The sequence below is a fragment of the Methylobacterium sp. AC832 genome (assembly GCF_979256025.1).
On sequence record NZ_CEEDMV010000012.1, the window covers coordinates 24,118 to 47,337 of the forward strand.

Below are 23,220 nucleotides of genomic sequence, written 5' to 3' on the forward strand. Positions count from 1 at the left end.
GATTCCCCAGGGTACAAAGAGGAAGTTTGCTACGGCGCCTAGTTCGTGCCGGAGAGCAAGAGGAGTGGCTCGTCGTCGACACGGCGAGGGACACAACGGACTTGACCGTTCTCCACGTATACGTTTGAGGCGCCGCCCATTGCCATGGACGAGCTGGGGCACCGGATGCCGCCAAGGATGCCACGGAAACCGGTTTCCGAACCATGAGGTCGAATGACGATCTCCAGTGACGCGGACGCCGACGCGCGCGTTCACGTGCCGCAGAATGTCCGGTAGTCCGCCCCGCCGCCCTCGGGCGCCTCGGCATAGCGGGCGTGGGCGGGCTGGTCGTCGTAGGGCCGCGACAGCACCGCCAATAGCTCCTCGAACGGGCCGAAGTCGCCTTGCTCGACCGCCACCGCGATCATCGCTTCGACGTGGTGGTTGCGCGGGATGAAGGCCGGGTTGATGGTGCGCATCGCTGACGCCGTCGCCGCGGGGGTCCGTCCCTCTTCATCCAACAGCTTCCGCCAGCGTACGGCCCAGGCGTCGTACTCGGTCGGGTCGACGAACAGGTCGCGCACCCCGGCGTCCGCCTCCGGCCGCTCGGCCGCGTCGCACAGGCGGCGGAAGGTCAGAGTAAAATCCGCTCGGTTCTCCGCCATCCGCGCCAGCAAGTCGTCCGCGAGCGCGACGGCTCCGTCCCGATCCGCGGACAGCCCGAGCTTGTGCGCCAGGCCATCGTGATACGCTTTCTCGAAGCGCGGGCCGAACCCGGCAAGCACCGCCTCGGCCGCTTCGACCGCCGCCGCCTCGTCCTCGGCCAGCAGCGGCAAGAGGGCCTCGGCCAGACGGGTGAGGTTCCAAAGGGCGATCCCGGGCTGCTGGCCGTAGGCGTAGCGCCCGTGCGCGTCGATCGAGCTGAAGCTCGTGCGCGGATCGTAGGCGTCGAGGAAGGCGCAGGGACCGTAGTCGATCGTCTCGCCGGCCACCGACATGTTGTCGGTGTTCATCACCCCGTGGACGAAGCCGACCAGCAGCCAGCCCGCCACGAGCTCGGCTTGGCGGGCCACGACGCCGTCGAGCAGCGCTCGGTAGGGATGTTCCGCGGAGGATGCCTCGGGATAGTGCCGGACGAGAGCATGATCGGCGAGCGCCCGCACCGCCTCCGCGTCGCCCCGGGCGGCGAAGTATTGGAAGGTGCCAACTCTGATGTGGCTAGCCGCCACGCGAGCGAGCACCGCCCCGGGCAGCCGGGTCTCACGCATGACCAACTCGCCGGTGGCAACCGCCGCCAGCGCCCGTGTGGTGGGGATGCCGAGCGCGGCCATGGCCTCGCTCACGAGATACTCGCGCAGCACCGGCCCAAGCGCCGCCCGGCCGTCGCCACGGCGGGAGAACGGGGTCGGGCCCGCGCCCTTGAGCTGGATGTCACGGCGCTGCCCGTCACGGTCGACGACCTCGCCGAGCAGAACGGCGCGCCCGTCACCGAGCTGCGGCACGAAGTTGCCGAACTGGTGCCCGGCGTAAGCCGTCGCGATCGGCTCGGCGCCTTCAGGGACGCTGTTCCCCGCGAGCATCCCCACCCCAGCGGGTCCGGCGAGCCAATCCGGGTCCATGCCGAGGTTCGCCGCCAGCGCGCGGTTCAAACGGATCAGGCGCGGGGCTGCGACAGGTGTCGGGGCGTGGCGGACGAAGAAGCGGTCCGGTAAGCGGACGTAGCTGTTGTCGAAAGGGATCTTGGTCATAGTCGAGAGCTATGAGCGATCGCGCCGGCGGACAAGCGCCTTCCGGGAACCCGGTGGGTCAGTATGCGCGAGAAGGCGCGTGTCCGCGTCGCCTCCTCTACTTCACGGCCAATGCCAGCATGGTCGAGCGACAGTCATGGGCTTTATCCGGCCACGCGGCTTCGGAGGCTCTCTCCGCATTGCCGTCGAGGTGGCTCGCTCTCTGATTTTGGTTCCTTCTACTAGAGCGAACGCGTCTTCGACGTCCATATCAAGGTAGCGTACCGTACTTTCGATCTTCGAATGCCCGAGCAGAATCTGCACCGCGCGCAGGTTGCCAGTTCCCTTGTCGATCAACGATGCCTCTGTTCGGCGTAGCAAGGGAACTCCTCGTGCGCTTCGTCCAGGCAAAGGCCGACGGCGATCTGCCAGAGGTCGCGGATACTCTGGCGCTGGCGCGATTTGCTGTCGACGGTGGCCTCCGCCATGGGCGTCATCGCGTCGTCCGAGGCTAATCGCGAGGCCCTGCGAGAGGCGGCGCGCGTCTCGCTCGGGCCCTTCGCCAGGAGCGGTAGGGACTGAACGCTCGGACAATCAGGGCTGCAGGCAGGCGCCGTCGCGCTCAGACCAAACCGCCGTTGGCCCGTAGAATCGGGCCGTTCACCCAACCGCCGTCCGGTCCGACCAAAAACGCGATAGCGGCGGCGATGTCGCCGGGTTCGCTCGGGCGACCGAGCGGGATTATTCTCGTCCCTTGTACAATCTGCTCCTTGGTCCGCCGCTGAGGAACAGTTCGATCGCCTCCAGCCCCGGGTCTGTCGCGTTGGCCGCGACTCTCCTCGGGTCTGGCTCCTTGGCAAGGGCATGCGTCATCGCTGAGAGCACTCACCTGCCCCCGTCGAGTGGCTGCGATTGGAGCGTTGCGCCCCCCTTGTGGCCCGAGCCACCGTCTGTTTCTTGTGTTTTGCTCTCCGAGACCGGACAGGCGGAAAACCACCCTGTTCGGTCGTGGAGTGGACGGGCGGATCTCGACCCAAACATGACGTGGCGAGGGATTCGGCCGACGCTCGAATGCGGAATCTTACCGCGGCATTCCGTTGGTGTGGGTCGGTCCCATCGCCGACATCCTAGGTCGTGTTCATTGCAAATCGCGACGGATTCGCGGCTGAAGCGTTGATAGGGGCTCCGGAAACATGTGCCCGAACTATCTGGACAACACCCGCGCCGCCACTCCGAGCGCGCGCACGCCAAAGGCGAGATCTGTATCGCTGGTATCCTCTGTCCAGTGATGGCTGATGCCGCCGACCGACGGGACGAACAGCATGGCGGCCGGCAGGATACGGGCGATGTTCTGGGCGTCGTGGCCGGCGCCTGAGGGCATCACCTGCCAACGGCCAGGGCAGACCTGCTCGGCAGCCTCCGAGAGGGCCCGCATCAGGTTCGGATCACACCGGGCGGGGATCGCCTTCGACAAGGGTATGAGCGTGGCAGTGCAGCGCTCACGCCGGTTCGACTCTTGCACCAGTGCTTCGAGGCAAGCTTCCATTCGCTCCAGCACTGGGACCGACACGTCGCGGAACTGGAAGGCCACCTCTGCGCGGCCCGGAATGATGCTGTAGCCGCCGGGATCGAGCGTGATCCGCCCTGTCGTCCAGGTGCTACGCGGGCCGCAGAACTTCGGAAATTCCCGATCGATGGCCGCGAGCAGGCGTACCGCGGAGAGTCCCGCATCCCTGCGCTCGGCCATGGTGGTGCCTCCGGCATGGTCCTGCTTGCCTTCGAAGACGATCTGAAACTGCCAGATCGCCACGATGCCGCTGACGACACCGAGATGCAGACCTGCGGACTCGAGTTGCGTGCCCTGCTCGATATGCAGTTCCAGAAAGCCCTGGTAGCGCGCGGGATCCAACTGCATCCGAGGTTTTCCGGCCAGTCCGGCCGATTCGAGCGCCACGCGCAGGGGGGTGCCGTCGGTGCGGTTGCGGGCGGCGTCGATCTCGGCCTCGGTCAGGTCACCGATCGCCGAGCGGCTACCCAGGAAGCCGCCGGAAAAGTGTCCCTCCTCATCTGCGAAGGCGACGACGTCGACGGGAAGCGCGGCCCGGGCCAGCGCCAGTCCGGCGACGACGCCGAGCGCCCCGTCGAGCCAGCCGGCCTCGTTCTGGGTCTCAATGTGGCTGCCGACCAGGAGGTGGGGCCCCGGGCCACGATGCCGCCCAAGCACGTTGCCGATGCCGTCGATCGACGCCTCGAGACCGCAAGCCTCGATCCGGCCCATCAGCCAGCGACGCGCCTGCATATCTTCAGGCGAAAAGGTCGGCCGGTGGACGCCGGTGCGGAACCGCCCGATCTCGCGCAAGGCGTACAGGTCGTGGAGGAAGGTGTCGGTCTCGATTTCGGTCATGCTGGGTCCAGGCGGTTGATCGCGTTCGGTAGTCACCCCCCGCCCTCTTTCAGAGTTCGAGGGTCACGCTGCCCTGAGCGCGCGAGACGCATGGCGTCATCCGGTCCCGGCGTTTCCCGACCGAGAGCACGGCATCGCGATGGATCACTGTGCCATCGTGATAGCCGCACTCGCAGGCGCCGCAGACTCCGAGTTCGCATGAGGAGGGTTGGGAGAAGCCGTGCTCCCGCAGGACGTCGAGGAGCGAACGGTTCGCAGCTACGTGGAGCTGGGCGCCTGTGGATGCGATGCGAACTTCGAACGGCTCGGGTTTGAAGGTTTCGTCCGACAGTGGGGCGAAATGCTCGACATGGACCTGCTCCGGTGGCCAGCCCTGCGAGTCGAGGGCAGCTTGGACGGAGTCGGTGAGACGCTGCGGGCCACAGGCATAGACATGCGTGTCCACCTTGACGTCGCCGAGACGCATCGGATCGAAGCGTCGACCTTCAGCGGCGAACCAACCCTGAAGTCGGTCACCGCAGATCGCGCGGACGTCCGCGAGGAGAGGCGCTTGGGTGGCCGACGACGCACAGAAATGGAGCACGAAGTCCGCTCCTTCCGCCGCAAGCGTGCGTGCCATAGCGAGGAGCGGCGTCACGCCGATGCCGCCCGCCACAAGGATGTGCCGACGTGCGGCGGGTGCGAGGGGGAAGTTGTTGCGGGGCGCTGAGACATCGACGACCGCGCCGACGGTGAGGTTGCCGTGCACCCAAGTCGAACCCCCGCGTCCCGCCTCCTCGCGCTTGATTGCGATCTCGTATCGCGTACGATCTGCAGGGTCGCCGCAAAGCGAGTACTGGCGCACGCGTCCATCCGGCAGTCGGAGATCCACGTGGGCGCCGGCTGTCCAAGATGGGAGCTCCGGCCGCCGCGGATGGACCAGGGTTAGATGCAGTACTTCGGACGTTGTCGCCATAGCCGCCGAGACCTGCAGCCTCATGACCAGACGTGCGCTCACGACCTAGTCCACCATCTCGATCGTATCGCCGACCCGGATGATTCCGCCGCGCTCGATTCCGCAATTGAGGCCCGAGCGGTTGTAGAGAGGCAGGTAGACCGACTGGCCCAGGAGTTCCTCTAGGTACTTGCAAGGAAAGTTGAGCCGTCCGCCGCGCAGGATCACCTCGCCCACCCGAAATCGACGCCCCACGAGGTGGTTCAGTGGGACACCCCGAACCGTGAGATTGCGGCGGTGGTCGATCGGCGCGATGTGCAGAGGACCGCTTTGGAGCGGCGGGTCGTTGCGGTTGATCGCATCCAGCGCCTCCTGCTCGATCAGGGTCACCTCGCGGGTGTCGGGCTTGGGCGAATAAGTGCCCAAACCGAGAAAGTAGCGGTCGCCCTCGATGCCGCGCCCGGCGACACACCTGGCCTCGGTGCGTTCCTCCATCTCGTAGCTCGCCGCCGAGGCCGTATGGATGTTGAGCAGCCTGCCCCGCCAGCCCACCGCGCCTCCCTGAACGCCGACCGCTATCGAACCGGCCGGATGTGCGAACGCCTCGACCATGCGGGGTGCTGATGCGTCCGTCATCGCGTGGTCTCCGACTGTGTCGCGAGGGCGATGGCGTCGATTTCGACCATGGCGTCGCGGGGCAACCGGGCGACCTCGATCGTCGAGCGCGCCGGGGCATCACCGGGGAAATGCTCCGCATAGACGGCATTCATGGCGGCGAAGTCGTTCATGTCCTTGAGGAACACGGTCGTCTTGGCGACCGTCGCCAGGCTCGCACCACCCGCCTCGAGGACCGCCGCGAGATTGGCGAGCGAGGCCTTGGTCTGCGCAGCGATCCCGTCGGGAAATGCGCCGGTCTCCGGGTCGATCGGGAGTTGCCCCGAGGCGAAGACGAGATCGCCGACACGGGTTGCCTGCGCATAGGGTCCGGCGGCCGGTGCGGCCTTGTCCGTCTTGATGATGGTTCGGTTCATTCGTGTTCCTCGGGGTGAACGGGGCTGTTGGGATCAATCTACGATACTAGAAAAATATCCACTGTGAAGGATCGGCGGTATCGAAGTTCCTAATCATGCACCGAGTTCGGGCGGTCCAGCGGCTTAGTCGATCTGCCGGCGAGCGGTTTCGGGCGACAGGAACGCAGCGACCAGCGTCACGCAGGCCAGCACGATTAGGTAGACCGAGATCGGCCATGTCGCGCCGCTGCTCCAGGTCAACAGTGCGGCGGCGATGAGCGGCGTGAAGCCTCCGCTCAGGGCTGCTCCGACCTGGAATCCGAGCGAGGCGCCGCTGTAGCGCAGGCGCGCATCGAACAGCTCCGACATCCAGGCCGCGCCCGTCCCGAACATGATGCCCTGGCCGAAGCTCAGGGCCACCGCGACGGTCAGCGTGATGACGGTCGGATCGCGGGTGTCGAGAAGCTGGAACAGCGGGAAGGCAAAAACGATGGAGAACAGGCAGGCGACGACGAATAGGGTGCGTCGGCCATAGCGGTCCGACAGCCATCCGAAGACGGGAATCGTGAAGAGCTCGATGATTGCTGCAATCAGGATGCCGTTGAGGATGACGCTTCGCGGCAAACCGAGCTGCCCCGTCACGTAGGAGATCGAGAACACCGTGACGATACTGACATAGGCGATCTCCGACACCTTCAGGCCGACAGCCTTCAGGAAAGTGCGGGGATGCTCCGTGAGGATCTCGACGACCGGGATCTTGGCCACGGCAGCGCGCTGCTTCACGCGCTGAAAGGAGGGTGTTTCGTGCAGGCGAAGCCGGATGAAGAGCCCGACACCGACGAGGAAGGCGCTCGCTAGGAATGGAAGGCGCCAGCCCCAAGCCAGAAACTCGGCCTCGGGCATCAGCCCGGCCAAAGCGAAGGCTCCGATGGAGAGAATGACGCCCAAAGGATAGCCGAGCTGGACGATGCTTCCGAAGAAGCCCCGCCGATGGGCCGGTACGCTCTCGACCACCATCAGGACCGCGCCGCCCCACTCCCCACCGATACCGATGCCCTGGACCAGTCGCAGGGTGACGAGCAGGATCGGTGCCCAGACGCCGATCTGCGCATAGGTCGGCAGGCAGCCGATCAGGAAGGTGCCGAGGCCCATGATCATGATCGTCAGGGAGAGCATGGCCTTTCGACCGATCTTGTCGCCGAAATGGCCGAAGACGATGCCGCCTAGGGGGCGTGCCAGGAATCCGACAGCGTAGGAACCGAAGGCGGCTATCGTCCCGACGACGGGGTCGATGCTCGGAAAGAAGAGCTTGTTGAACACCAGGGCACTGGCGGTGCCGTAGATCAGGAAGTCGTACCATTCGACTGTCGTGCCGATCACGCTCGACCAGACAATCTGTCGTCGGTCCGCGAGCGAGACCTCATGCCGGTCGAGACCGCCTTCGGTCTCCATCACAATCGCCGTACTCGCCATGGCCTTCGACCCTCCACCGAACTGGAGAAGATTCCACTGATGTGGAGGCAATCGCCGTGCCAGATGCGGCAGCGATCGTTTGGCGCACCCCGGGCGCGCACGACGGCGCCCGGCCGTGCGGCGAAAGCCGGGACGTCGCGGGATGGGGCGCGTGCAAACGTCAGGACGATCCCCTATTCAGGGGCGAAGCTGACCCGCACGGCCCTACTTGCCGGTCTACCGGGAGGATGGGAGTGGATGACGGCATGTCGGTGAGGGAGATGGTTGCCCCGGCGCAAACAGCGGTCGAAACGAGTTCCCAGGCCTACGTGTCCGAGGAGATCCGTCGCCGCCGCAGGGAACTCCACCTGTCCCTAGAGGCGCTGGCGACGCGCTCCGGCGTGAGCCGCTCGATGATCTCGAAGATCGAGCGCGCCGAGGCGGTGCCCTCGACCGCTGTACTCTCCCGCCTGGCGGAGGCGCTCGGCGTGACCTTCTCGCGCTTGATGGCCCCGGCGACCGAACTCGAAGTCCTGCTGATCCCGGCGCGTCGCCAACCCATCCTTCGGGACGAAGAATCGGGCTTCCTGCGTCGCTGCCTGTCGCCGGTCCTACCGGGCCGAGGCATCGATCTGGTGCTGAACACCTTGCCGCCCGGTGGCAGCACGGGCGAATTCACGGCCCATCGCCCTGGCGTCTCGGAATACATCTACATCCTGCGCGGCCGCCTGCGCGCCGTGATCGGCGACCGGACCGTCGTCGCGGAGACGGGGGACAGCCTGTACTTCGAAGCCGATGCCGGGCACGCGTTCACGAATCTCGGCACGGACCCGTGCGAGTATATCCTGGTGATCGATCCCTCCCGCGCTCGGTAGCGATCTTCCGTCGGAAGCTCGGGGTTTCGCATCCGTTGCAGAGAATGGGCTTGAGAACGAACCGGAGCGCATCCTGCGATGGAAGACCGTTTTGACATCGCCGTCGTCGGCCTTGGCGCCATGGGAAGCGCGGCCCTCTATCAACTGGGGCTGCGGGGCGCGAAAGCGGTTGGCCTCGATCGCTTTGCCCCGCCGCACATTCTGGGGTCGAGCCACGGAGAGAGCCGCATCACCCGGCAGGCCGTCGGGGAGGGCCGCGACTACGTCCCCTTCGTCCTGGCTTCGCACCGGATCTGGCGAACCCTGGAGGCGGAGACCGGCGAGACGCTACTGACGGCATGCGGCGCCTTGGTGATGGGGCCGGGCAGCGGTGACACCTCCCATCACGGCAAGCCGGATTTCGTCGGGCGTTCGATCGATGCCGCACGGGTCTTCGCGATCCAGCACGAGGTCCTCGACGGAGGCGAGGTCGCGCGCCGCTTCCCGCAATTCCTGAATCTCGGCGGCTACGAGAGGGCCTATTACGAGCCTGGTGGCGGCTACGTGCGCCCCGAGCGCTGCATCGCTGCGCAGCTGCAACGGGCCGGCGAGCTCGGCGCCGACATCCGCACCGGGACGACGGTGCTGTCGATTATCCAAGAGCCGGGCGGGGTCCGCATCGAGACCGAAAACGGCGTCGTCCTGGCCGATCAGGTGGTGGTCTCGGCCGGGGCCTGGACCGCGCCTCTTCTCGGCGCGCCGTTCACGGAGCTGCTCACGGTCAGCCGCCAACTCCTGCACTGGTACGCCCTCGACGACGCCTCGGCCTACGGCTCCGAGTCGCCGGTCTTCATCTGGATGCACGGTTCCGGCGACACGGACTACCTCTACGGCTTCCCGCCCCTGCCGGGGGAGGTCCAGGTCAAGGTCGCCACCGAACAATACGAGACCGCCACGCGGGCCGAGGCCTTTGACCGCGCCGTGAGCCCCGAGGAATCCACCGCCATGTACCGGCACCACGTGGCGGGCCGGCTCGCCGGCGTTACGGGGCGAGCGACCAAGGCCGCCGCCTGCCTCTACACCGTGACCCCCGACCGCGGCTTCATCATCGACCGCCATCCACAGATGAACCGGGTTCTCGTCGTCTCGGCCTGTTCGGGGCACGGCTTCAAGCACTCTGCCGGGATCGGCGAGGCCGTGGCGAACGAGATGGTGCAGACCAGCGGGCGGATCGATCTCGCACCGTATTCGCTCGGACGGTTCGGCTGAGCCCCCCAGTGATGGCCTGCCGATTGCTTGACCCGTTCGGACCGGACAAGGCAATCTGCTCGAAGAGGGATCGTCGGGTCTCGGTTTTGATTTCCGGTCGATCGGCATGAACCAAGCAGGGATGTGGTGCGATGCGTAAGCTGACTAGGGCGTACCTCGGTTGCGGCCTGCTCGCCGCCACCGCATTGCTCCCTGCCTCCTTGGCCTCGGCTGCGGATGGGATTGAGGCGATCAAACAGCGCGGGACGCTCATCGTCGGCGTGAAGGCGGATTACCGTCCCTTCGGCTTTCGCGATCCGAGCGGAGCGATCATCGGGATGGAACCGGATCTCGCCGCCGACGTCGCCAAGCGCCTCGGCGTGAAGCTCGAACTGGTGCCGGTGGTCTCCTCCAACCGGATCGAGTTCCTGCAGCAGGGCAAGGTCGACCTCCTCATCGCCACGATTTCGGACAAGCCGGAGCGCCGCCGCGTGGTCCAGGCTATCGACCCGCAATATTATTCCGACTTCGTCAACGTGATGCTGCCCAAGAAGGCCAATATCACCGACTGGGCGCAGCTGAAGGGCAAGCCCCTCTGCGCCACCTCCGGCGCCTGGTACAACAAGGACGTGGCCCGCACCTACGGTGTCGAAATCGTCGCCTTCGACGGCTCGGAGAAGCCGCTCTTCGCCCTCAAGCAGGGCAACTGCCTCGGCTACGTCTACGATCAGAGCATGCTGCAGGGGAAGCTCCTCGACGCCGACTGGAAGGCGGATTACGCCCTGCCGCTGAAGGGTATCCTCGACGCCCCCTGGATGATGGCGGTGGCGCCCGGCAACGGCTCCCTCCAAACCTTGATGGAAGTTACGACCAAGGACTGGATGAAGTCCGGCTTCATCGTCGAATCAGAGAAGAAGTGGGGCATCGAGCCGACGGAATACTCGAAGGCGATGCACGAGAAGTACAAGAACGCCACCAACTGAGCCGCGCCGGGCCGAATGACCCGCCGTCTTGAGGAACACGATGGACGCCGTCCCAAACTGGTTCCGGACCCTTTACGACACGACGGGCTTCAACTTCACGGTCTTCTACGACCCCTATGATTGGGACCGCTACGTCAACGGCCTGAAGACGACGCTGCTGCTGGCGGTGACGACGATCCTGGCGAGCCTCGTCATCGGCGCAGTCGGGGCACTTCTCCAAGGAGGCCCGTCGCGGCTCATGCGCGGATTCCTCAACGGCTTCGTCGTGGTGTTCCGCAACACGCCGCCCCTGGTGCAGATCTTCTTCTTCTACTTTGGGCTGGGCACCCTGCTGCCGGCCACCCAGACCGCAGACGGGTTGCGCGTGCCGATCCTCGACAACGTGCAATGGGCCATCGTCTCGCTGTCCCTGTTCGCCGGCGCCTTCAACGTCGAAATCTTCCGCTCCGGAATCGAAGCGGTGCCGCGCACCACCATCGAGGCGGCCGAGGCCCTCGGCTATACCCGCCTGAAGGCCTACCTCTACATCGTGCTGCCGCTCGCGCTCCGCGTCTGCCTGCCGGCCCTCAACAACAACCTCATCAACCTGCTCAAGACCACCACCCTGGCCTACGCCATCGCGGTGCCCGAGACGCTCTATGCGGTAAAGCAGATCTGGTCGGAATCGCAGAACGTGCTCGAGATGATGATCGTGCTGCTCGTCACTTACGCGGTCCTGGTCGGCGTCCTCGTCTGGATCATGCATCGCTGGGAGCAGGCCTTGCGGATCCCAGGCTACAGCCGGTGAGGGCGCCTGAGCCGCCTGCAAGCGACCTGCCGGTCCTGCTGCCGTTCCGGGTGTCGCGTACGCGGACCCTGTTCACCCTCCGCCCGGCTCTAGGGTGGCTTCTCGGGGCGTGGCTCACCGGCCTCGTCCTCGTGGTACCAGCCTTCGCGCAAGGGCCGGACGCCGTGCTGTCGCCGCTCCAGGTCGTCCTGCGCTGGGCGCCGCTCCTGCTGACGGGCTTTGCCTTCAACGTCGCGATCTCGCTTGTGGCGATGCTCCTCGGCACGGGGGCGGGTCTTGGGCTGGGGCTTGCCCTAGTGAGCGAGGGGCCGGTCCTGCGCCGCATCGCCTGGGGCGTGACACAGTTCTTCCGCAACGTGCCCTGGCTGGTGCTGCTGTTCTTTGTGATGTTTCTCGTGCCGTTTCAGGTCACGGTGTTCGGCCTGCGCGTGCCGCTGCCCGACTGGGCCAAGGCGACGGTGGGGTTCGCGCTGCCGGTTATGGCCAACGTCGCCGAGATCGTACGCGGCGCTGTGAGCTCAGTGCCGGCCACCCAGTGGGAGGCGGCCGAATCCCTGGCCTTCACCCGGCGCCAGACACTGTTCCGCATCATCCTGCCCCAATGCCTCAAGCGGATGCTGCCACCGTGGATGAACGTCTACGCTCTGATCGCCATGGCAACGGTGCAGGCCTCCATCGTCGGTGTCACCGAGATGCTGACATTGACGGCGCAGGTTCACGCCGCCGAAGGCGGGCGGCCCGAGCTGTTCGCCCCCCTCTACGGCTTCGCCCTGCTGTGCTTCTTCCTATACTGCTACCCGATCGACCGGCTGACCGCGCGCCTGGAGCGGCGCTTCGAAACAGCGTGAGGCCCGGGTGTCCGATGGTACGTTTCTGATGGTGCTTTTCTGATGGTGGGTGTCTCGTCCTCCGGCCCACCGATCGTGCAGCTGATCGACGTGCACAAGTCCTTCGGTGAGGTGGAGGTCCTCAAGGGGATCAGCTTCGACGTGCGCCGGGGCGAGGTCGTCTGCATCATCGGCCCGTCGGGATCGGGCAAGTCGACGCTGATCCGCTGCATCAACGCCCTCGTTCCGGTCACGTCCGGCACCATCCGGGTCGACGGGATCGAAGTGGTCGACCCGAAGCTCGACAAGCTGGCCTTGCGACGCAAAGTCGGCATGGTGTTCCAGCAGTACAACCTGTTCCCGCACAAGACGGCGTTGGAGAACGTCATGATGGCGCCGATCCACGTGCTGGGCCAGGACAGACGCGAGGTCGAGGTCCGGGCACGCGCTCTCCTTGCCAAGGTGCGTCTCGCCGGCAAGGAAGCGGCTTATCCCGGCGAGATGTCCGGCGGGCAGCAGCAACGCGTGGCCATCGCCCGCTCGCTCGCGATGCGGCCGGACGTGATGCTGTTCGACGAGGTCACAGCTGCACTCGACCCCGAGACGGTCAAGGAGGTTCTCGTCACCATTCGCGAATTGGCAGAGGAGGGCATGACCTGCCTTCTCGTCACCCACGAGATGAACTTCGCGCGCGAGGTCGCCGGCCACGTCTACTTCACCGATCGCGGTGTCATCGTCGAGCACGGGCCGCCCGAGACTTTGTTCTCGTCCGCCGTCGATCCGCGCACGCGACAGTTTCTGTCCCAGGTTCTGTAGGAACCGATTCAAGTCAATTCAGACGAGCTGCGAGTATCGCCCAATTACCTGCTCGGAAACGGGCCAGCTACTTGCGACTCTTGCTGGTCGCCCGACCGGCCTTGGGTCCTACCCGATAGCGGTCATTCTTGATGAAGACGCAAGATCTTCATCGTCTAACCTGGGTACATCGAACTTGCGGCCGGCAACGACGCGAAACTTCATGTGGAAGCACCAATGCCCCTGAACGGTCTCGAACTCTCGAAGCAGCTCATCCGGTTCCGATCGATCAATCCTCCAGGCGATGAGAAGGAATGTTCCGAGTTCATTGCCCGGCTGCTGACCGAACACGGGTTCGACGTTGCCAGCTACGAATTTGCCAAGGACCGACCAACACTGGTCGCGCGCATCCCTGGGACGGCCGGTGGCAAGCCGCTCTGCTTCACTGGGCACATCGACGTCGTGCCACTAGGGTCGAACGAGTGGCAATTCCCACCCTTCGAAGGGGTCGTGCAAGATGGCCGGTTGTACGGCCGCGGTTCCAGCGACATGAAGGCCGGCGTAGCGGCGTTCATCGCGGCTGCATGCAACCTGATCGGGGACGGGCTTAGCTTCCACCGCGGTGTCACGCTCGTGATCACCGCCGGAGAAGAGACGGGATGTGAAGGCGCATTCCATGTCGGCCGTGAGAAAGTCCTCGGGCCAGCCGAACTCCTGATAGTGGCCGAGCCGACGTCTAATGCCCCCATATTCGCCCATAAGGGCTCTCTCCGCGTCATCGTAACCGCGCGCGGGAGGACAGCGCATTCCTCAATGCCGCATGAGGGCGAAAACGCCATCAGCAAGGCGGCGGAGTGGATCCGGAGACTTGAGGGCCACGAGTTCGGCGCCCGCCACCCACTGCTCGGCAGCGCCACGGCCTGCGTCACCACCATCCGCGGCGGAGAAAACATCAACTCCGTCCCTGACTTCGTCGAGTTCACCGTGGATATCCGGACCCTGCCGGAGCAGAAGCACGAAACGCTGATCGCCGAACTCAGCCGCCTGTTCGGACCGGAGGCTGAGATCCGGGTTGTCACGAGCTTCCCTGGGTTCGCTACCGAGCCGGACGATCCGTCCGCCGCCCTCCTCCTGACGCTGCTGCGCGAGCGGATTGGGGCGTCGGCGGAACCAGCTGGGGCACCCTACTTCACCGATGCGTCGGCTCTTGTGCCGGCCTTCGACGGAGTCGCCACGGTGATCGTAGGACCCGGCGAGCCGGCGCAGTGCCATAAGACGGACGAGTACTGCCTCGTCGACCGGATCGAGGAGGCGCAGGCCATCTACAGGGCCTTGATGCTCCGCATGTGCTGCGACCGCGCGGGATGAGGCGCATTGGCCGACGCCGCTGCCGCCGTCCGGCAGGCCTGACGTCAGCGCTTGCGCGGTTGCTTCACACTGCGCCTAAGAGCCAGCCCAGGTCCGTTCCGAAAATACCGCTGCAAGCCAGCGAATAACTGGGTCGGGTGCAACTCCATCGAACAGCTTGGCCTAGGTGAAAGTCCGGTCTTGTGGCTACGGCCTCGAAAAGCGGATGGGCAAAAATCCACCCAACCCGGTCGTAGAGCAGGCCGGCGGATTTCAACCCATGACGGCCGAAGGACGGGAGCTTCACAGCTGATAAGTCCTATCGGAGTGCCATAATAAGATGGAAAATTGGTTCAGGTCGTCGATGCGTAGTTTCCATTGATGTCAAGATCTCGCGAAGGAGCGTCTTGACACCCGACGGGTAAACTGCGCATTTTCATTAGGTCGAAGTTTTTGCGTCCGCAGCGGACCAGCTTGGACCTACCTGCAATCGTGATCCTCCCCGAACGGCGCGCCTGACCGGCTCGCTGCGCGATTGCACGTCCACTCGCCCCGCGGCACCCGCCCCGGGGCGTTTCTATCTCTAGGCCTGAGCGGCCCCTCTCTCAAACCTCTGCGCCGACTTTGACCCTGCAGCCTTCCGGCACGCGGGCTCGTCGTCGTGCGTGCTTTTCCAAGGACATCCCCATCATGACGACGAATACGCCTGCCTTCCCCACGGCCGGGTTGACCATCCTCGACCAAGCTCCGACCTCCCTTAGCGCCAGCCCGCGCAATGCTCGCACCCATTCGAAGAAGCAGATCGCCAAGATCGCCGACAGCATCAGGGCGTTCGGCTTCACCGTGCCGCTCGTCGTCGACGAGACCGGGCTCGTGCTCGCCGGGCACGGACGCTTGTTGGCAGCAAAGCAGCTCGGCCTGCCCACCGTCCCGACCGTCCGGCTCGATCACCTGAGCGACACGCAGAAGCGCGCCTATGCGATTGCCGACAACAAGATCGCGACCCTCGCCGGTTGGGATCGGGCGACCCTCGCCCTCGAACTCGGCGAACTCGCCATCCACCTGCCCGAGATCGGCCTGGATCTCTCCGTCACCGGCTTCGAGATCGCCGAGCTCGATCTGCTGACGGGAGATCTCGAAGAGGAGCGCCTCGCCTCGCGCGAGGACGAGCAGCATGAGCCGGAAGCACCGGTCTCGCAGCTCGGTGACCTCTGGCAACTCGGCCCGCACCGGATCCTGTGCGGCAGCGCGTGCAGTAGCAATGACGTCGAGCGTCTGATGGGTGGACGAGCGGCCGACATGGTCTTCACCGATCCGCCCTACAACGTGCCCGTCAACGGTCACGTCATGGGCCGCGGCCGGGTCCAGCACCGTGAGTTCGTCATGGGCTCTGGCGAGATGACGGAGGACGCCTTCACCGCCTTCCTGAGCGAGAGCCTCGGCCATGCCGTCTCGGTCTCGTGTGACGGGGCTCTGCACTACGTCTGCATGGATTGGCGTCACCTACCGGAGCTGCATGCCGCGACCCGACCGCTCTACGGCGAGCAGAAGAACCTCATCGTGTGGAGCAAGACCAATCCGGGGCAGGGCTCGCTCTACCGCTCGCAGCACGAGCTGATCGCGCTCTACAAGGTCGGCACGGCGAGCCACACCAACAACGTCGAGCTTGGCCGGCACGGGCGCAACCGTTCGAACGTGTGGACCTATTCCGGGGCCAACACCTTCAAGGGCGCGGGCGATCTCGCGCTGCATCCCACGGTCAAGCCGGTGGCCCTGGTCGTCGATGCGATCAAGGACGTGACGCGCCGCGGTGCGATCGTCCTCGATCCGTTCTCCGGCAGCGGTACGACCCTGCTGGCTGCGGAGAAGACGGGACGCGAGGCGCGGGTGCTCGAACTCGACCCGGTCTATGTCGATGTCGCTATCTGGCGCTGGCAGGCCTTCACGGGCCGCGACGCCATTCTCGACGGCACGGACGAGACCTGGGACGAGGTCCGATCGGCCCGTACGGCCCCTGCCCTGCTCGAGGAGGCTGCGTGATGGCTGACGCGACGAACACTGCAATGATCAAACCGAAGCGACGCGCCGGGTACGAGGTCGGGTACGGCAAGCCGCCGGCCGACCATCGCTTCCGGAAAGGTCAGTCCGGCAATCCTCGCGGCCGGCCCCGGGGTCACTCGGCCCCGCTTGGTCGGCGCGATCTTCTGGACGCGTTCACCCAGGCGGCACGTGAGCCGATTGCTGTCACCAAGGATGGCCGCACGATCCGGACCACTCAGATCGAGGCGCTTGCCCAGCAGCTCACCCGGAAGGCACTGCAGGGCGACATGAAAGCCGCCAAGCTCCTTTTCGATACCATCAAGGCCCTGGCACCGGCGACGGAGTTCGATGGGATGTCGCCGGAGGAACGGCAGGTGGCCCTGGACGACCGCCCGAAGTATGCGCCCAGCATCGAGGTCAGGTTCGTCGATGCTGGCGATATGCGCTCGAGGCTCGGAGACACCTTAGCCCCCTCCCCTGATGCCTCATAATCCCACGCAGCCGGAGAGCCTCATGGCTCTCCGGCCCTTTTTGCATTGGCCCGGAAGCGATCTCTGGTCCCACCGATAGGCTTGCCTGTTTCGACGACACGCGTTCCCTGTTTGGCTGATACCAATTCCCTGTTCCGCCGCACAGGGAATTGCCCCTTAAGTCATTGCCTTGGCTGCTGTATTGCCGGGCCAAACAGAGTTTGGGAGCTGCACCGCGCCGTGTTCCCTGTTGTTTTCCCCGTTAGCAGGGAAACGGCGCGAGAGACCGGTTCCGACAGGGTGGGCGCCCCACCACTCACTCCCCACGAACGACGGACGTTCGCGTTTGGCGGGAGACGTGCGGCGTCTCAAGGGCATAGCGAAAAGCTGCCGCTTTGAGGCCTCTTCTCCGGGGCGGTCCTGCGGGCATGATTCTCGGCGATTTCGGCCGGTTTCTCGCCTGCCGCCGGTGCAGCTTCCGCAGCATTTTAGGTGGCCTAGCTGGAGACCGGTTCGCAGGCTAGCAGAGCCGTGGTTCGGTAGTGGCTGTGCACTGGCGTGTGAGCGATGTACGCCACTTCGGACTGGACTTGCGCTGCGAATGGAGCGGAACTGTCAGCGTCCTTGAGGCCGCCGACGCAGTGCGCCCTCGTCCCCCTGCCGATCCCTCGCGATCAGTGGGGTTGCGCTGGTGCCAGCAGATCCGCTGCCGAACCACCGCAAGGGCCACCCGGAATGATCGACGAGACGCACCAGGCGCTGCTGAAGGCTGCCTCCGAATCCCACGACCAGTTGATCGCCCGTCCCGCCGGACTGAACGCCCGAGCCATCTTGCCATCGGCTTCGTCCTGCGGGACGAGACTGGGCACGATGACAGAGCGTGCGGTGCAGAAGCCATCGAGCTGGCCCCGCTCAACGTGCCCTGGTCAGCCCGACCGAGCCGTCGTCGGCGCGAGATCGTCTGTGCTGATGGCCACCTATGGCTTCGTGAAGCAATCGGGGGGTGGCATCCGAATTGACACCGTAATCGGGGAAGGGACCTCGATCCGGGTTTACCTGCCACGCGTCGCTAGCGAGACGGAGCCCCTCCCCAAGGCACGACGGCAGGTCGATTGCGCCGGGTGGCAGGCCACCGGCGGCAAGGCCGTGCTCCTCGTCATTGATGACGACACCGAGGTTCGCGAGGTCACCGCAACGCGGCTTTCCGAGGCCGGCCACGAAATCCGCGAGGCCGGATCCGGCCGCGCCGGGCTCGCGGCCCTGGAGGCCGACCCCTGCGTCGACCTGGTGGTACTAGATTTCGCCACGCCCGGCATGAACGGGGCGGAGGTGGCCGTCGAGATCCGCAAGCGCTGGCCCGGCATGCAGATCCTCTTCGTGACTGGATATGCCGACACCATCACCCTGATGAAAGTCGGGTCGGTCGGCGTGGAGGGGATCGTTCAGAAGCCGTTCCGGGACGGCGAGTTGGAAAGCAAGGTCATCGCTGCTCTGAACAGCCGAGTTCCGACCGGCCTGCGTTTGGTATCGAGCGGAACTGCCGGCGACTGAGGATCGGCGCGCGTCGAAATAGGTCATCGATTTAAATAATTAGCGGCCATGCGAGTGTTACGCAGCGGTCTGCAGGATGCCGGAGTCGGGTCTAAGCAGGCTTGAATTTAGAGAAGAGCCGCAGATCGAGTCGCAGGACGATCACAAGACGTCAGCGTGCTCGCCCCCGTCGGCGGGTCTCAGGCGCGCGGGCGCAAGGTAACGATGTTTCCGTTCTCGGCCACAGCGGGGATGGCATGGCCGAGGCGCTCGACGACATTCTCACTTTGATGAAGGTCGGGGCGTAGTCGCGATAAGCTGAATGTTCGCTTCTGAGCGATTCCCCAATGACCGCTCACCACCCTTGTCCGACCTTCAGAGCGTCCGCTCGTGGCCAGCCTAAGAGAACGGACGCTCTTACCGAGGTGATTGGGAAGCGAAAACGGCACCTTTTGACGGACGAGTTGGTTAAGCGGACGTTGAATGATCAGCCGGCGCTTACCACAATCGATTTGCTGACTAACGGCAAGCGCGGGTCTGGGGGACGATTCCGTCAGCGCGTGTCCTCCGCGCGAGCGGACGTACCCTCACACTCCAGATAAAGACGTATCGACAGCACATCTGAACGTTGCCCGGCAGAATCGTAGCGCAGTCTATCGGCAGCCTCTGGTGCCTATCTCTCAAGAGCCTCGAAGGGGAAAACCCGCTTCCAGTCCCGCTTCATATCCACCACCGTCCATTGGTTCGCCGTGGCGGCGTCTAAGGCCTTGTCTAGGCGACCGAAGGGCGAGTTGCGATCATAGGCGTACTCACGTTCCGCGTCTGTGTGGTGGACGATCACCCCGAGTCGGACGCCTCCAGCCATCGTCGTCCACTGCAGCATCTCAAGATCCCCATCGGAATTGCCGAACGCAGCGAGTGGACGACGTCCGATGTGCTCGTTGATGCCGACGGGCTTGCCCGCCTTGTCATCGACGAAGTTGACCTGGGGCAGGCGGAACAGGACTGGTCTTCCAGCACGCATCTCGAACGACGTTTTGATCGACGAGCCCACGACCTGTTCGGGCGGAATGCCATAGACCCGTTCCACCCACGGCCGCATGAACTCGATACCACCACCAGACACGATGAAGGTCTTGAAGCCATTGGCTCGAAGGTAGGCCAGCAACTCGACCATAGGTTGGTAGACGAGGTCGGTGTAGGGCCGTTGGAACCGCGGATGGCGCGCGATGGCGAGCCAGTCGGTCACGATAGTTTCGAATTCGGCCGTACTCATGCCGGCGTGGGTTGCCATGATGACTTCGCTTGCCCCGCGCTCGCCTAATTCGGCAAAGGTCTTCATGTCTCCCTCAAGAACCGCCTTGAAGGGCTGCGTCTCCGTCCACTCCGGATGCAGCGGCGCCAGCGCCTTCACTCGTTCGAACGCGAATGCGAGTTGGAAGTACATTGGGTGCTCGGCCCACAAGGTCCCGTCATTGTCGAACGTCGCGATCCGCTCGGGGACCGCGGTGAAGTCCGGCGAGCCTTGGCGTGTGACGTCGCTTACGAACGAGACGATTGCCAGCTTGGCTGGCCCGTCGTTCCAGGAGGGCAATGGATCGGTTTGAGCAGAAGCTGACGAGAATTGCGCGGCCACAAACAGCAAGGCCCAGAGCCAGGATAATCGCGTGGTCATCATGATCTTCCTCGCTTTAGACAAACGGGCGCCTACGAAAAGGCGCCCGTCCCAAGCGTCATCAAGCCGTCATTGGCCTCCGTGCATCGGCAGACTGATCCCCTCCTTGGAGAGCATATCTCGGACCGATTGCAGCCGCTCGTATTGTGAGATCGTGACAGGGCCGGTGTAGACCTCGCTTTGCAGCTTACGCGGAGGATACTGCGCGTAGGTCTTCATCAGCCCCTTCACCGCCTCGCTCATGGTGACCATTGTCCAAGTGCGTTCGGTGTAGTTGTTCATGAAGATGTCGTAACGCTCCTGCGGGTCTTGCCAGAGATCGAAGATCTGCGGGATTGTCGCGACGTATTTGCTCGCGCCCTTCCAGCCCAGGTTGGTATCGACAGCCAGACCTCCGGTTGTTGCACCGTTATCGCCGCGAAGGTTGAACACGGCTTTGTAGTTGCCGACACGGACCGCGCCCGGGGTCAGTTCATCCTCGGTGAAGAAGAACCACGATTTCCGCTCCGACTTACCCGTCCCGAGCAGCACCGGTGACATGTCATAGCTGTCGAAGGTCATCGGCTGACCCTCGCGGTCTTTCTCCGGCAGCTTCAAGCCGGAGACGGACGCGAACGTGGCCATGAGGTCGAGACCGCCGACAATGTCGTGGTTCTTGCTGCCCGGCTTGATCTTGCCCGGCCAAACCGCGATCGCCGGTACGCGGTTGCCGCCCTCGCGAACGGTGCCCTTGGTGCCGCGGAAGGGGGTGTAGCCGGCGTCGGGATACACATCCTGCCAGGCGCCATTGTCGGTCGTGTAGAAGACGAGCGTGTTCTTATCGAGCCCAAGCGAGCGCAGCTTGTCCATGATGCGGCCGATACGAGTGTCGAGTTCCACCACCGAGTCGGCATACTTGGTCTTGGAGAGCGATTTGTGCTCGAACTCCGGGGCCGGCATGTTCGGTTGATGCACCTTCATGAAATTGACGTTGATGTAAAAAGGCGTGCTCGCCTTCGCAGCTTCGTCGAGGAAGCTGAGCGCCGCCTTCTCCACGTAGCTGTCGAAGAAGGGCACGCCGACGACGCCCTCCTTGCCGTCCAGCACGGGCGTGTTCACGTACTGGCCGTTGATCTTAAACTCCTCGGTCACCGTCCCGCCGGCATTCCCCGACAGCGCCCCCCTGGTGACCTTCTGGAACATGGCTCGAAGCTCGGGGTCCATGTCGGGGAACCAGGTCGGGTCGGCGTAGGTGTAGGCGTTGAGGTGGTAGAGGCCGCAATACTCCATCACGTCGTAGCCCTGGGCGTTGGGCAACGCGTAGTCCGCCTCGCCGAGGTGCCACTTGCCGGTGAAGTAGGTCTTGTAGCCGCCCTGCTTCAGCATTGAACCGAGCGTCCATTCGGCCGCAGGCAGGCCACCGCCCTGACCCTGGAACGCGACCGTGGTCATGCCACTGCGGTTGGGGATGCGCCCGGTCTGCATCGCGGCGCGCCCCGGGGTGCAGCTGGGCTGGGCGTAGAAGGAGAAGAAGGTCAGCCCGTCATCGGCGAGGCGGTCGATGTTCGGCGTCGGCATGCCGCGCCCCTGTCCACCGCCATAAGGTCCGAGGTCGCCATAGCCGGTGTCGTCTGAGACGATGAGGAGGATGTTGGGCCTCTGTTGCTGCGGCGCCTGGGCGAAGGTCGGCACCGCCGGCATCGTCGTGATCAAGGCCGTCGCCCCGATCAGCGCCGCCCTCATGGACCGCTTGCGGTTTCGGCCTACGGTACCCGGCGTAAATGCTTTGTCACGGGTCATGGAACGCTCCTTTCCCTGATGATGCAGCGGAAGCCGACATGGCTCGTGGAGGTATCGACGGGCTCTGGAAGGCGCGCTGCCGGTCGGTAGCGGCTGCAGAAGTTGGGCGCGCACAGGTGCGAGCCGCCCTTCAGGACCCGACGGGGGATCCGGCTCTCGGGCTGGCTCGGATCGTAGCTTCGCTCGACCGGGCCACCGCGCGGATTTGTCGGTATGCAGCAGGCCTTCGGCGCGTCGGCCGAGTGGCGATCGGTGTAGAAGTCGCTCGTCCACTCCCAGACGTTGCCGGTCATGTCGTATAGGCCGTACCCATTAGGTGGGAAGGCCTTGACCGGCGAGGTGCGCTCAAAGCCGTCCTGCGCCAGGTTCTGCCAGGGGAACTGACCCTGCCAGGTGTTGGCCATATGCTGCCCGTTCGGAGTGAAGACCTCGCCCCAGGCGAACTCCGCTTCGTCGAGGCTGCCGCGGGCGGCGAACTCCCATTCAGCCTCGGTTGGTAGGTCCTTATCCGCCCACCGCGCATAGGCGAGTGCGTCGGCGTAAGTCACGTGCACCACGGGATGGTTGTCGAGGCTGTTTATGTTGCTCTTCGGGCCGTAGGGACGTCGCCAGTTGGCCCCCTTGAGCAGGGTCCACCACTCGCCCCAGAGCCGCAGATCGACTGGTAGGTCAGGCGGTACGAACACGAGCGAGCCGGCGTAGAGCATGTGCGGCATCGCGCCGGGATGGTCCTTGGGATCCGGCGTGATCTCGGCGGCGGTACGATGGGAGGTGGCCTGAACGAACGTCTTGAACTGCCGGTTCGTAACGGGGGTCTCGTCGATCCAGAAGCTGTCCACCGTCACTCGGTGTGCCGGTGCTTCCTCCGGAAAGTGCCTGTCCGATCCCATGCGGAACGTCCCGCCGGGGATGTAGCGCATGCCCAAGCAGGTCTTGGGCTTCGTCGCTGGAGCGACTTCTTCGAAGAGCCAGGTAGACATGTCCCCTCCCGTCAGTGCGCTTCGGTGCCGGTGTGCTCCTTGGGAGGGCGAGCCAGCTTACATTTGCAGGCAAGTCAGCAGGTCGACGTAGCTTGGCGTGCCCCCGATACTCTCCTCCTGGATGCACTGGTCGCGGCGCTTCTCATCGAAGCCGGCCCATTGCTGCCCGAGTTGCGTGCGGGCCTGCGTCTCATCACGCACGCAGGTCTGGTCGGTGTTCCGGTCACCAACCTCCAGGCTCGGAGCGGCGCGACACGTGGCTTCCACGTTGTAGCGCGGAAGCTCGCCAGCCAGTGCAGCGATATTGGTCAGAAGCAGGAATGCGAGAGCTGAAGAGCGAAACATTCGGCGGCTCCTGAATTAACTCCCGCAGAAATCGCGTCGCAAGATTATCCCCAA

Annotated in this window: 21 protein-coding genes; 10 read left to right on the forward strand and 11 right to left on the reverse strand. The window is 64.7% G+C overall.

Annotated features, from left to right (window positions below):
* Positions 1–251: 251 nt before the first annotated feature.
* The 7 genes from AC0IXR_RS23815 to AC0IXR_RS23845 form a co-directional block, all read right to left on the reverse strand.
* Positions 252–1,727 (reverse strand): protein adenylyltransferase SelO, encoded by a 1,476-nt coding sequence (locus AC0IXR_RS23815; protein WP_461228460.1) that lies wholly within the window; start codon positions 1,725–1,727, stop codon positions 252–254.
* A gap of 332 nt (positions 1,728–2,059) precedes the next feature.
* The gene (locus AC0IXR_RS23820; RefSeq protein WP_471762429.1) at positions 2,060–2,194 is read right to left on the reverse strand and encodes a hypothetical protein; all 135 of its coding nucleotides are present in this window, start codon (positions 2,192–2,194) and stop codon (positions 2,060–2,062) included.
* A gap of 716 nt (positions 2,195–2,910) precedes the next feature.
* Complete coding sequence (locus tag AC0IXR_RS23825) at positions 2,911–4,110, reverse strand: hydantoinase/carbamoylase family amidase (protein WP_471762430.1); 1,200 nt, start codon at positions 4,108–4,110, stop codon at positions 2,911–2,913.
* 49 nt (positions 4,111–4,159) lie between these two features.
* Positions 4,160–4,954 carry a PDR/VanB family oxidoreductase gene (locus AC0IXR_RS23830; protein ID WP_471762431.1) on the reverse strand — a complete coding sequence of 265 codons (795 nt, stop codon included), beginning with the start codon at positions 4,952–4,954 and terminating at the stop codon, positions 4,160–4,162.
* Positions 4,955–5,110: 156 nt separating this feature from the next.
* Entirely contained in the window at positions 5,111–5,680 is a 570-nt protein-coding gene (locus AC0IXR_RS23835; RefSeq protein WP_471762432.1) for an MOSC domain-containing protein, read from the reverse strand.
* Complete coding sequence (locus tag AC0IXR_RS23840; protein WP_471762433.1) at positions 5,677–6,075, reverse strand: Rid family detoxifying hydrolase; 399 nt, start codon at positions 6,073–6,075, stop codon at positions 5,677–5,679. Before AC0IXR_RS23840 ends, AC0IXR_RS23835 begins: the two co-directional genes overlap by 4 nt.
* A 123-nt stretch (positions 6,076–6,198) precedes the next feature.
* Positions 6,199–7,506 (reverse strand): MFS transporter, encoded by a 1,308-nt coding sequence (locus AC0IXR_RS23845; protein WP_461229707.1) that lies wholly within the window; start codon positions 7,504–7,506, stop codon positions 6,199–6,201.
* 266 nt (positions 7,507–7,772) lie between these two features.
* On the opposite strand from AC0IXR_RS23845, the gene AC0IXR_RS23850 reads away from it, so the two are divergent.
* From AC0IXR_RS23850 to AC0IXR_RS23895, 10 genes are all read left to right on the forward strand, one after another.
* A complete protein-coding gene (locus tag AC0IXR_RS23850) occupies positions 7,773–8,381 on the forward strand; it encodes a helix-turn-helix domain-containing protein (protein ID WP_461228465.1) in 609 nt (202 codons plus the stop codon).
* Between the two features lie 78 nt (positions 8,382–8,459).
* A complete protein-coding gene (gene solA / locus AC0IXR_RS23855) occupies positions 8,460–9,629 on the forward strand; it encodes an N-methyl-L-tryptophan oxidase (protein ID WP_471762434.1) in 1,170 nt (389 codons plus the stop codon).
* 131 nt (positions 9,630–9,760) lie between these two features.
* A complete protein-coding gene (locus tag AC0IXR_RS23860) occupies positions 9,761–10,591 on the forward strand; it encodes a transporter substrate-binding domain-containing protein (protein WP_471762435.1) in 831 nt (276 codons plus the stop codon).
* A gap of 40 nt (positions 10,592–10,631) precedes the next feature.
* Positions 10,632–11,378 carry an amino acid ABC transporter permease gene (locus AC0IXR_RS23865; protein WP_461228468.1) on the forward strand — a complete coding sequence of 249 codons (747 nt, stop codon included), beginning with the start codon at positions 10,632–10,634 and terminating at the stop codon, positions 11,376–11,378.
* The gene (locus AC0IXR_RS23870) at positions 11,375–12,226 is read left to right on the forward strand and encodes an amino acid ABC transporter permease (RefSeq protein WP_471762436.1); all 852 of its coding nucleotides are present in this window, start codon (positions 11,375–11,377) and stop codon (positions 12,224–12,226) included. Before AC0IXR_RS23865 ends, AC0IXR_RS23870 begins: the two co-directional genes overlap by 4 nt.
* Before the next feature lie 42 nt (positions 12,227–12,268).
* Positions 12,269–13,021, forward strand: a complete 753-nt coding sequence (locus AC0IXR_RS23875; RefSeq protein ID WP_461228470.1) for an amino acid ABC transporter ATP-binding protein — start codon at positions 12,269–12,271, stop codon at positions 13,019–13,021.
* 216 nt (positions 13,022–13,237) lie between these two features.
* Positions 13,238–14,368: a M20 family metallopeptidase gene (locus AC0IXR_RS23880; RefSeq protein WP_471762437.1), complete on the forward strand. Its 1,131-nt coding sequence runs from the start codon at positions 13,238–13,240 to the stop codon at positions 14,366–14,368.
* 669 nt (positions 14,369–15,037) lie between these two features.
* The gene (locus AC0IXR_RS23885) at positions 15,038–16,387 is read left to right on the forward strand and encodes a site-specific DNA-methyltransferase (protein WP_471762438.1); all 1,350 of its coding nucleotides are present in this window, start codon (positions 15,038–15,040) and stop codon (positions 16,385–16,387) included.
* Entirely contained in the window at positions 16,387–16,878 is a 492-nt protein-coding gene (locus tag AC0IXR_RS23890) for a DUF5681 domain-containing protein (protein WP_471762439.1), read from the forward strand. Before AC0IXR_RS23885 ends, AC0IXR_RS23890 begins: the two co-directional genes overlap by 1 nt.
* Positions 16,879–17,592: 714 nt before the next feature.
* The gene (locus tag AC0IXR_RS23895) at positions 17,593–18,408 is read left to right on the forward strand and encodes a response regulator (protein WP_471762440.1); all 816 of its coding nucleotides are present in this window, start codon (positions 17,593–17,595) and stop codon (positions 18,406–18,408) included.
* A 652-nt stretch (positions 18,409–19,060) separates the two neighbouring features.
* Here AC0IXR_RS23895 and AC0IXR_RS23900 read toward each other — a convergent pair.
* The 4 genes from AC0IXR_RS23900 to AC0IXR_RS23915 form a co-directional block, all read right to left on the reverse strand.
* On the reverse strand, positions 19,061–20,065 hold the full coding sequence (locus tag AC0IXR_RS23900; RefSeq protein WP_471762441.1) for an HAD family hydrolase: 1,005 nt from the start codon (positions 20,063–20,065) through the stop codon (positions 19,061–19,063).
* 66 nt (positions 20,066–20,131) lie between these two features.
* The gene (locus tag AC0IXR_RS23905) at positions 20,132–21,841 is read right to left on the reverse strand and encodes an arylsulfatase (RefSeq protein ID WP_471762442.1); all 1,710 of its coding nucleotides are present in this window, start codon (positions 21,839–21,841) and stop codon (positions 20,132–20,134) included.
* Positions 21,838–22,821, reverse strand: a complete 984-nt coding sequence (locus tag AC0IXR_RS23910) for a formylglycine-generating enzyme family protein (RefSeq protein ID WP_461228442.1) — start codon at positions 22,819–22,821, stop codon at positions 21,838–21,840. The genes AC0IXR_RS23905 and AC0IXR_RS23910 overlap by 4 nt, the downstream gene beginning before the upstream one ends.
* 57 nt (positions 22,822–22,878) lie before the next feature.
* Positions 22,879–23,166: a hypothetical protein gene (locus tag AC0IXR_RS23915; RefSeq protein ID WP_461228443.1), complete on the reverse strand. Its 288-nt coding sequence runs from the start codon at positions 23,164–23,166 to the stop codon at positions 22,879–22,881.
* Between the last annotated feature and the right edge of the window lie 54 nt (positions 23,167–23,220).

What these genes read in the sequence shown, in the direction of transcription:
- AC0IXR_RS23825 (WP_471762430.1), bottom strand. Translation starts at nt 4,110, where the DNA reads ATGACCGAAATCGAGACCGACACCTTCCTCCACGACCTGTACGCCTTG.
- AC0IXR_RS23905 (WP_471762442.1), bottom strand. Translation starts at nt 21,841, where the DNA reads ATGACCCGTGACAAAGCATTTACGCCGGGTACCGTAGGCCGAAACCGC.
- AC0IXR_RS23885 (WP_471762438.1), top strand. Translation starts at nt 15,038, where the DNA reads ATGACGACGAATACGCCTGCCTTCCCCACGGCCGGGTTGACCATCCTC.
- AC0IXR_RS23880 (WP_471762437.1), top strand. Translation starts at nt 13,238, where the DNA reads ATGCCCCTGAACGGTCTCGAACTCTCGAAGCAGCTCATCCGGTTCCGA.
- AC0IXR_RS23845 (WP_461229707.1), bottom strand. Translation starts at nt 7,506, where the DNA reads ATGGAGACCGAAGGCGGTCTCGACCGGCATGAGGTCTCGCTCGCGGAC.
- AC0IXR_RS23915 (WP_461228443.1), bottom strand. Translation starts at nt 23,166, where the DNA reads ATGTTTCGCTCTTCAGCTCTCGCATTCCTGCTTCTGACCAATATCGCT.
- AC0IXR_RS23820 (WP_471762429.1), bottom strand. Translation starts at nt 2,194, where the DNA reads ATGGCGGAGGCCACCGTCGACAGCAAATCGCGCCAGCGCCAGAGTATC.
- AC0IXR_RS23875 (WP_461228470.1), top strand. Translation starts at nt 12,269, where the DNA reads ATGGTGGGTGTCTCGTCCTCCGGCCCACCGATCGTGCAGCTGATCGAC.
- AC0IXR_RS23815 (WP_461228460.1), bottom strand. Translation starts at nt 1,727, where the DNA reads ATGACCAAGATCCCTTTCGACAACAGCTACGTCCGCTTACCGGACCGC.
- AC0IXR_RS23865 (WP_461228468.1), top strand. Translation starts at nt 10,632, where the DNA reads ATGGACGCCGTCCCAAACTGGTTCCGGACCCTTTACGACACGACGGGC.
- AC0IXR_RS23890 (WP_471762439.1), top strand. Translation starts at nt 16,387, where the DNA reads ATGGCTGACGCGACGAACACTGCAATGATCAAACCGAAGCGACGCGCC.
- AC0IXR_RS23910 (WP_461228442.1), bottom strand. Translation starts at nt 22,821, where the DNA reads ATGTCTACCTGGCTCTTCGAAGAAGTCGCTCCAGCGACGAAGCCCAAG.
- AC0IXR_RS23860 (WP_471762435.1), top strand. Translation starts at nt 9,761, where the DNA reads ATGCGTAAGCTGACTAGGGCGTACCTCGGTTGCGGCCTGCTCGCCGCC.
- AC0IXR_RS23840 (WP_471762433.1), bottom strand. Translation starts at nt 6,075, where the DNA reads ATGAACCGAACCATCATCAAGACGGACAAGGCCGCACCGGCCGCCGGA.
- AC0IXR_RS23895 (WP_471762440.1), top strand. Translation starts at nt 17,593, where the DNA reads ATGATCGACGAGACGCACCAGGCGCTGCTGAAGGCTGCCTCCGAATCC.
- solA (WP_471762434.1), top strand. Translation starts at nt 8,460, where the DNA reads ATGGAAGACCGTTTTGACATCGCCGTCGTCGGCCTTGGCGCCATGGGA.
- AC0IXR_RS23850 (WP_461228465.1), top strand. Translation starts at nt 7,773, where the DNA reads ATGTCGGTGAGGGAGATGGTTGCCCCGGCGCAAACAGCGGTCGAAACG.
- AC0IXR_RS23900 (WP_471762441.1), bottom strand. Translation starts at nt 20,065, where the DNA reads ATGATGACCACGCGATTATCCTGGCTCTGGGCCTTGCTGTTTGTGGCC.
- AC0IXR_RS23835 (WP_471762432.1), bottom strand. Translation starts at nt 5,680, where the DNA reads ATGACGGACGCATCAGCACCCCGCATGGTCGAGGCGTTCGCACATCCG.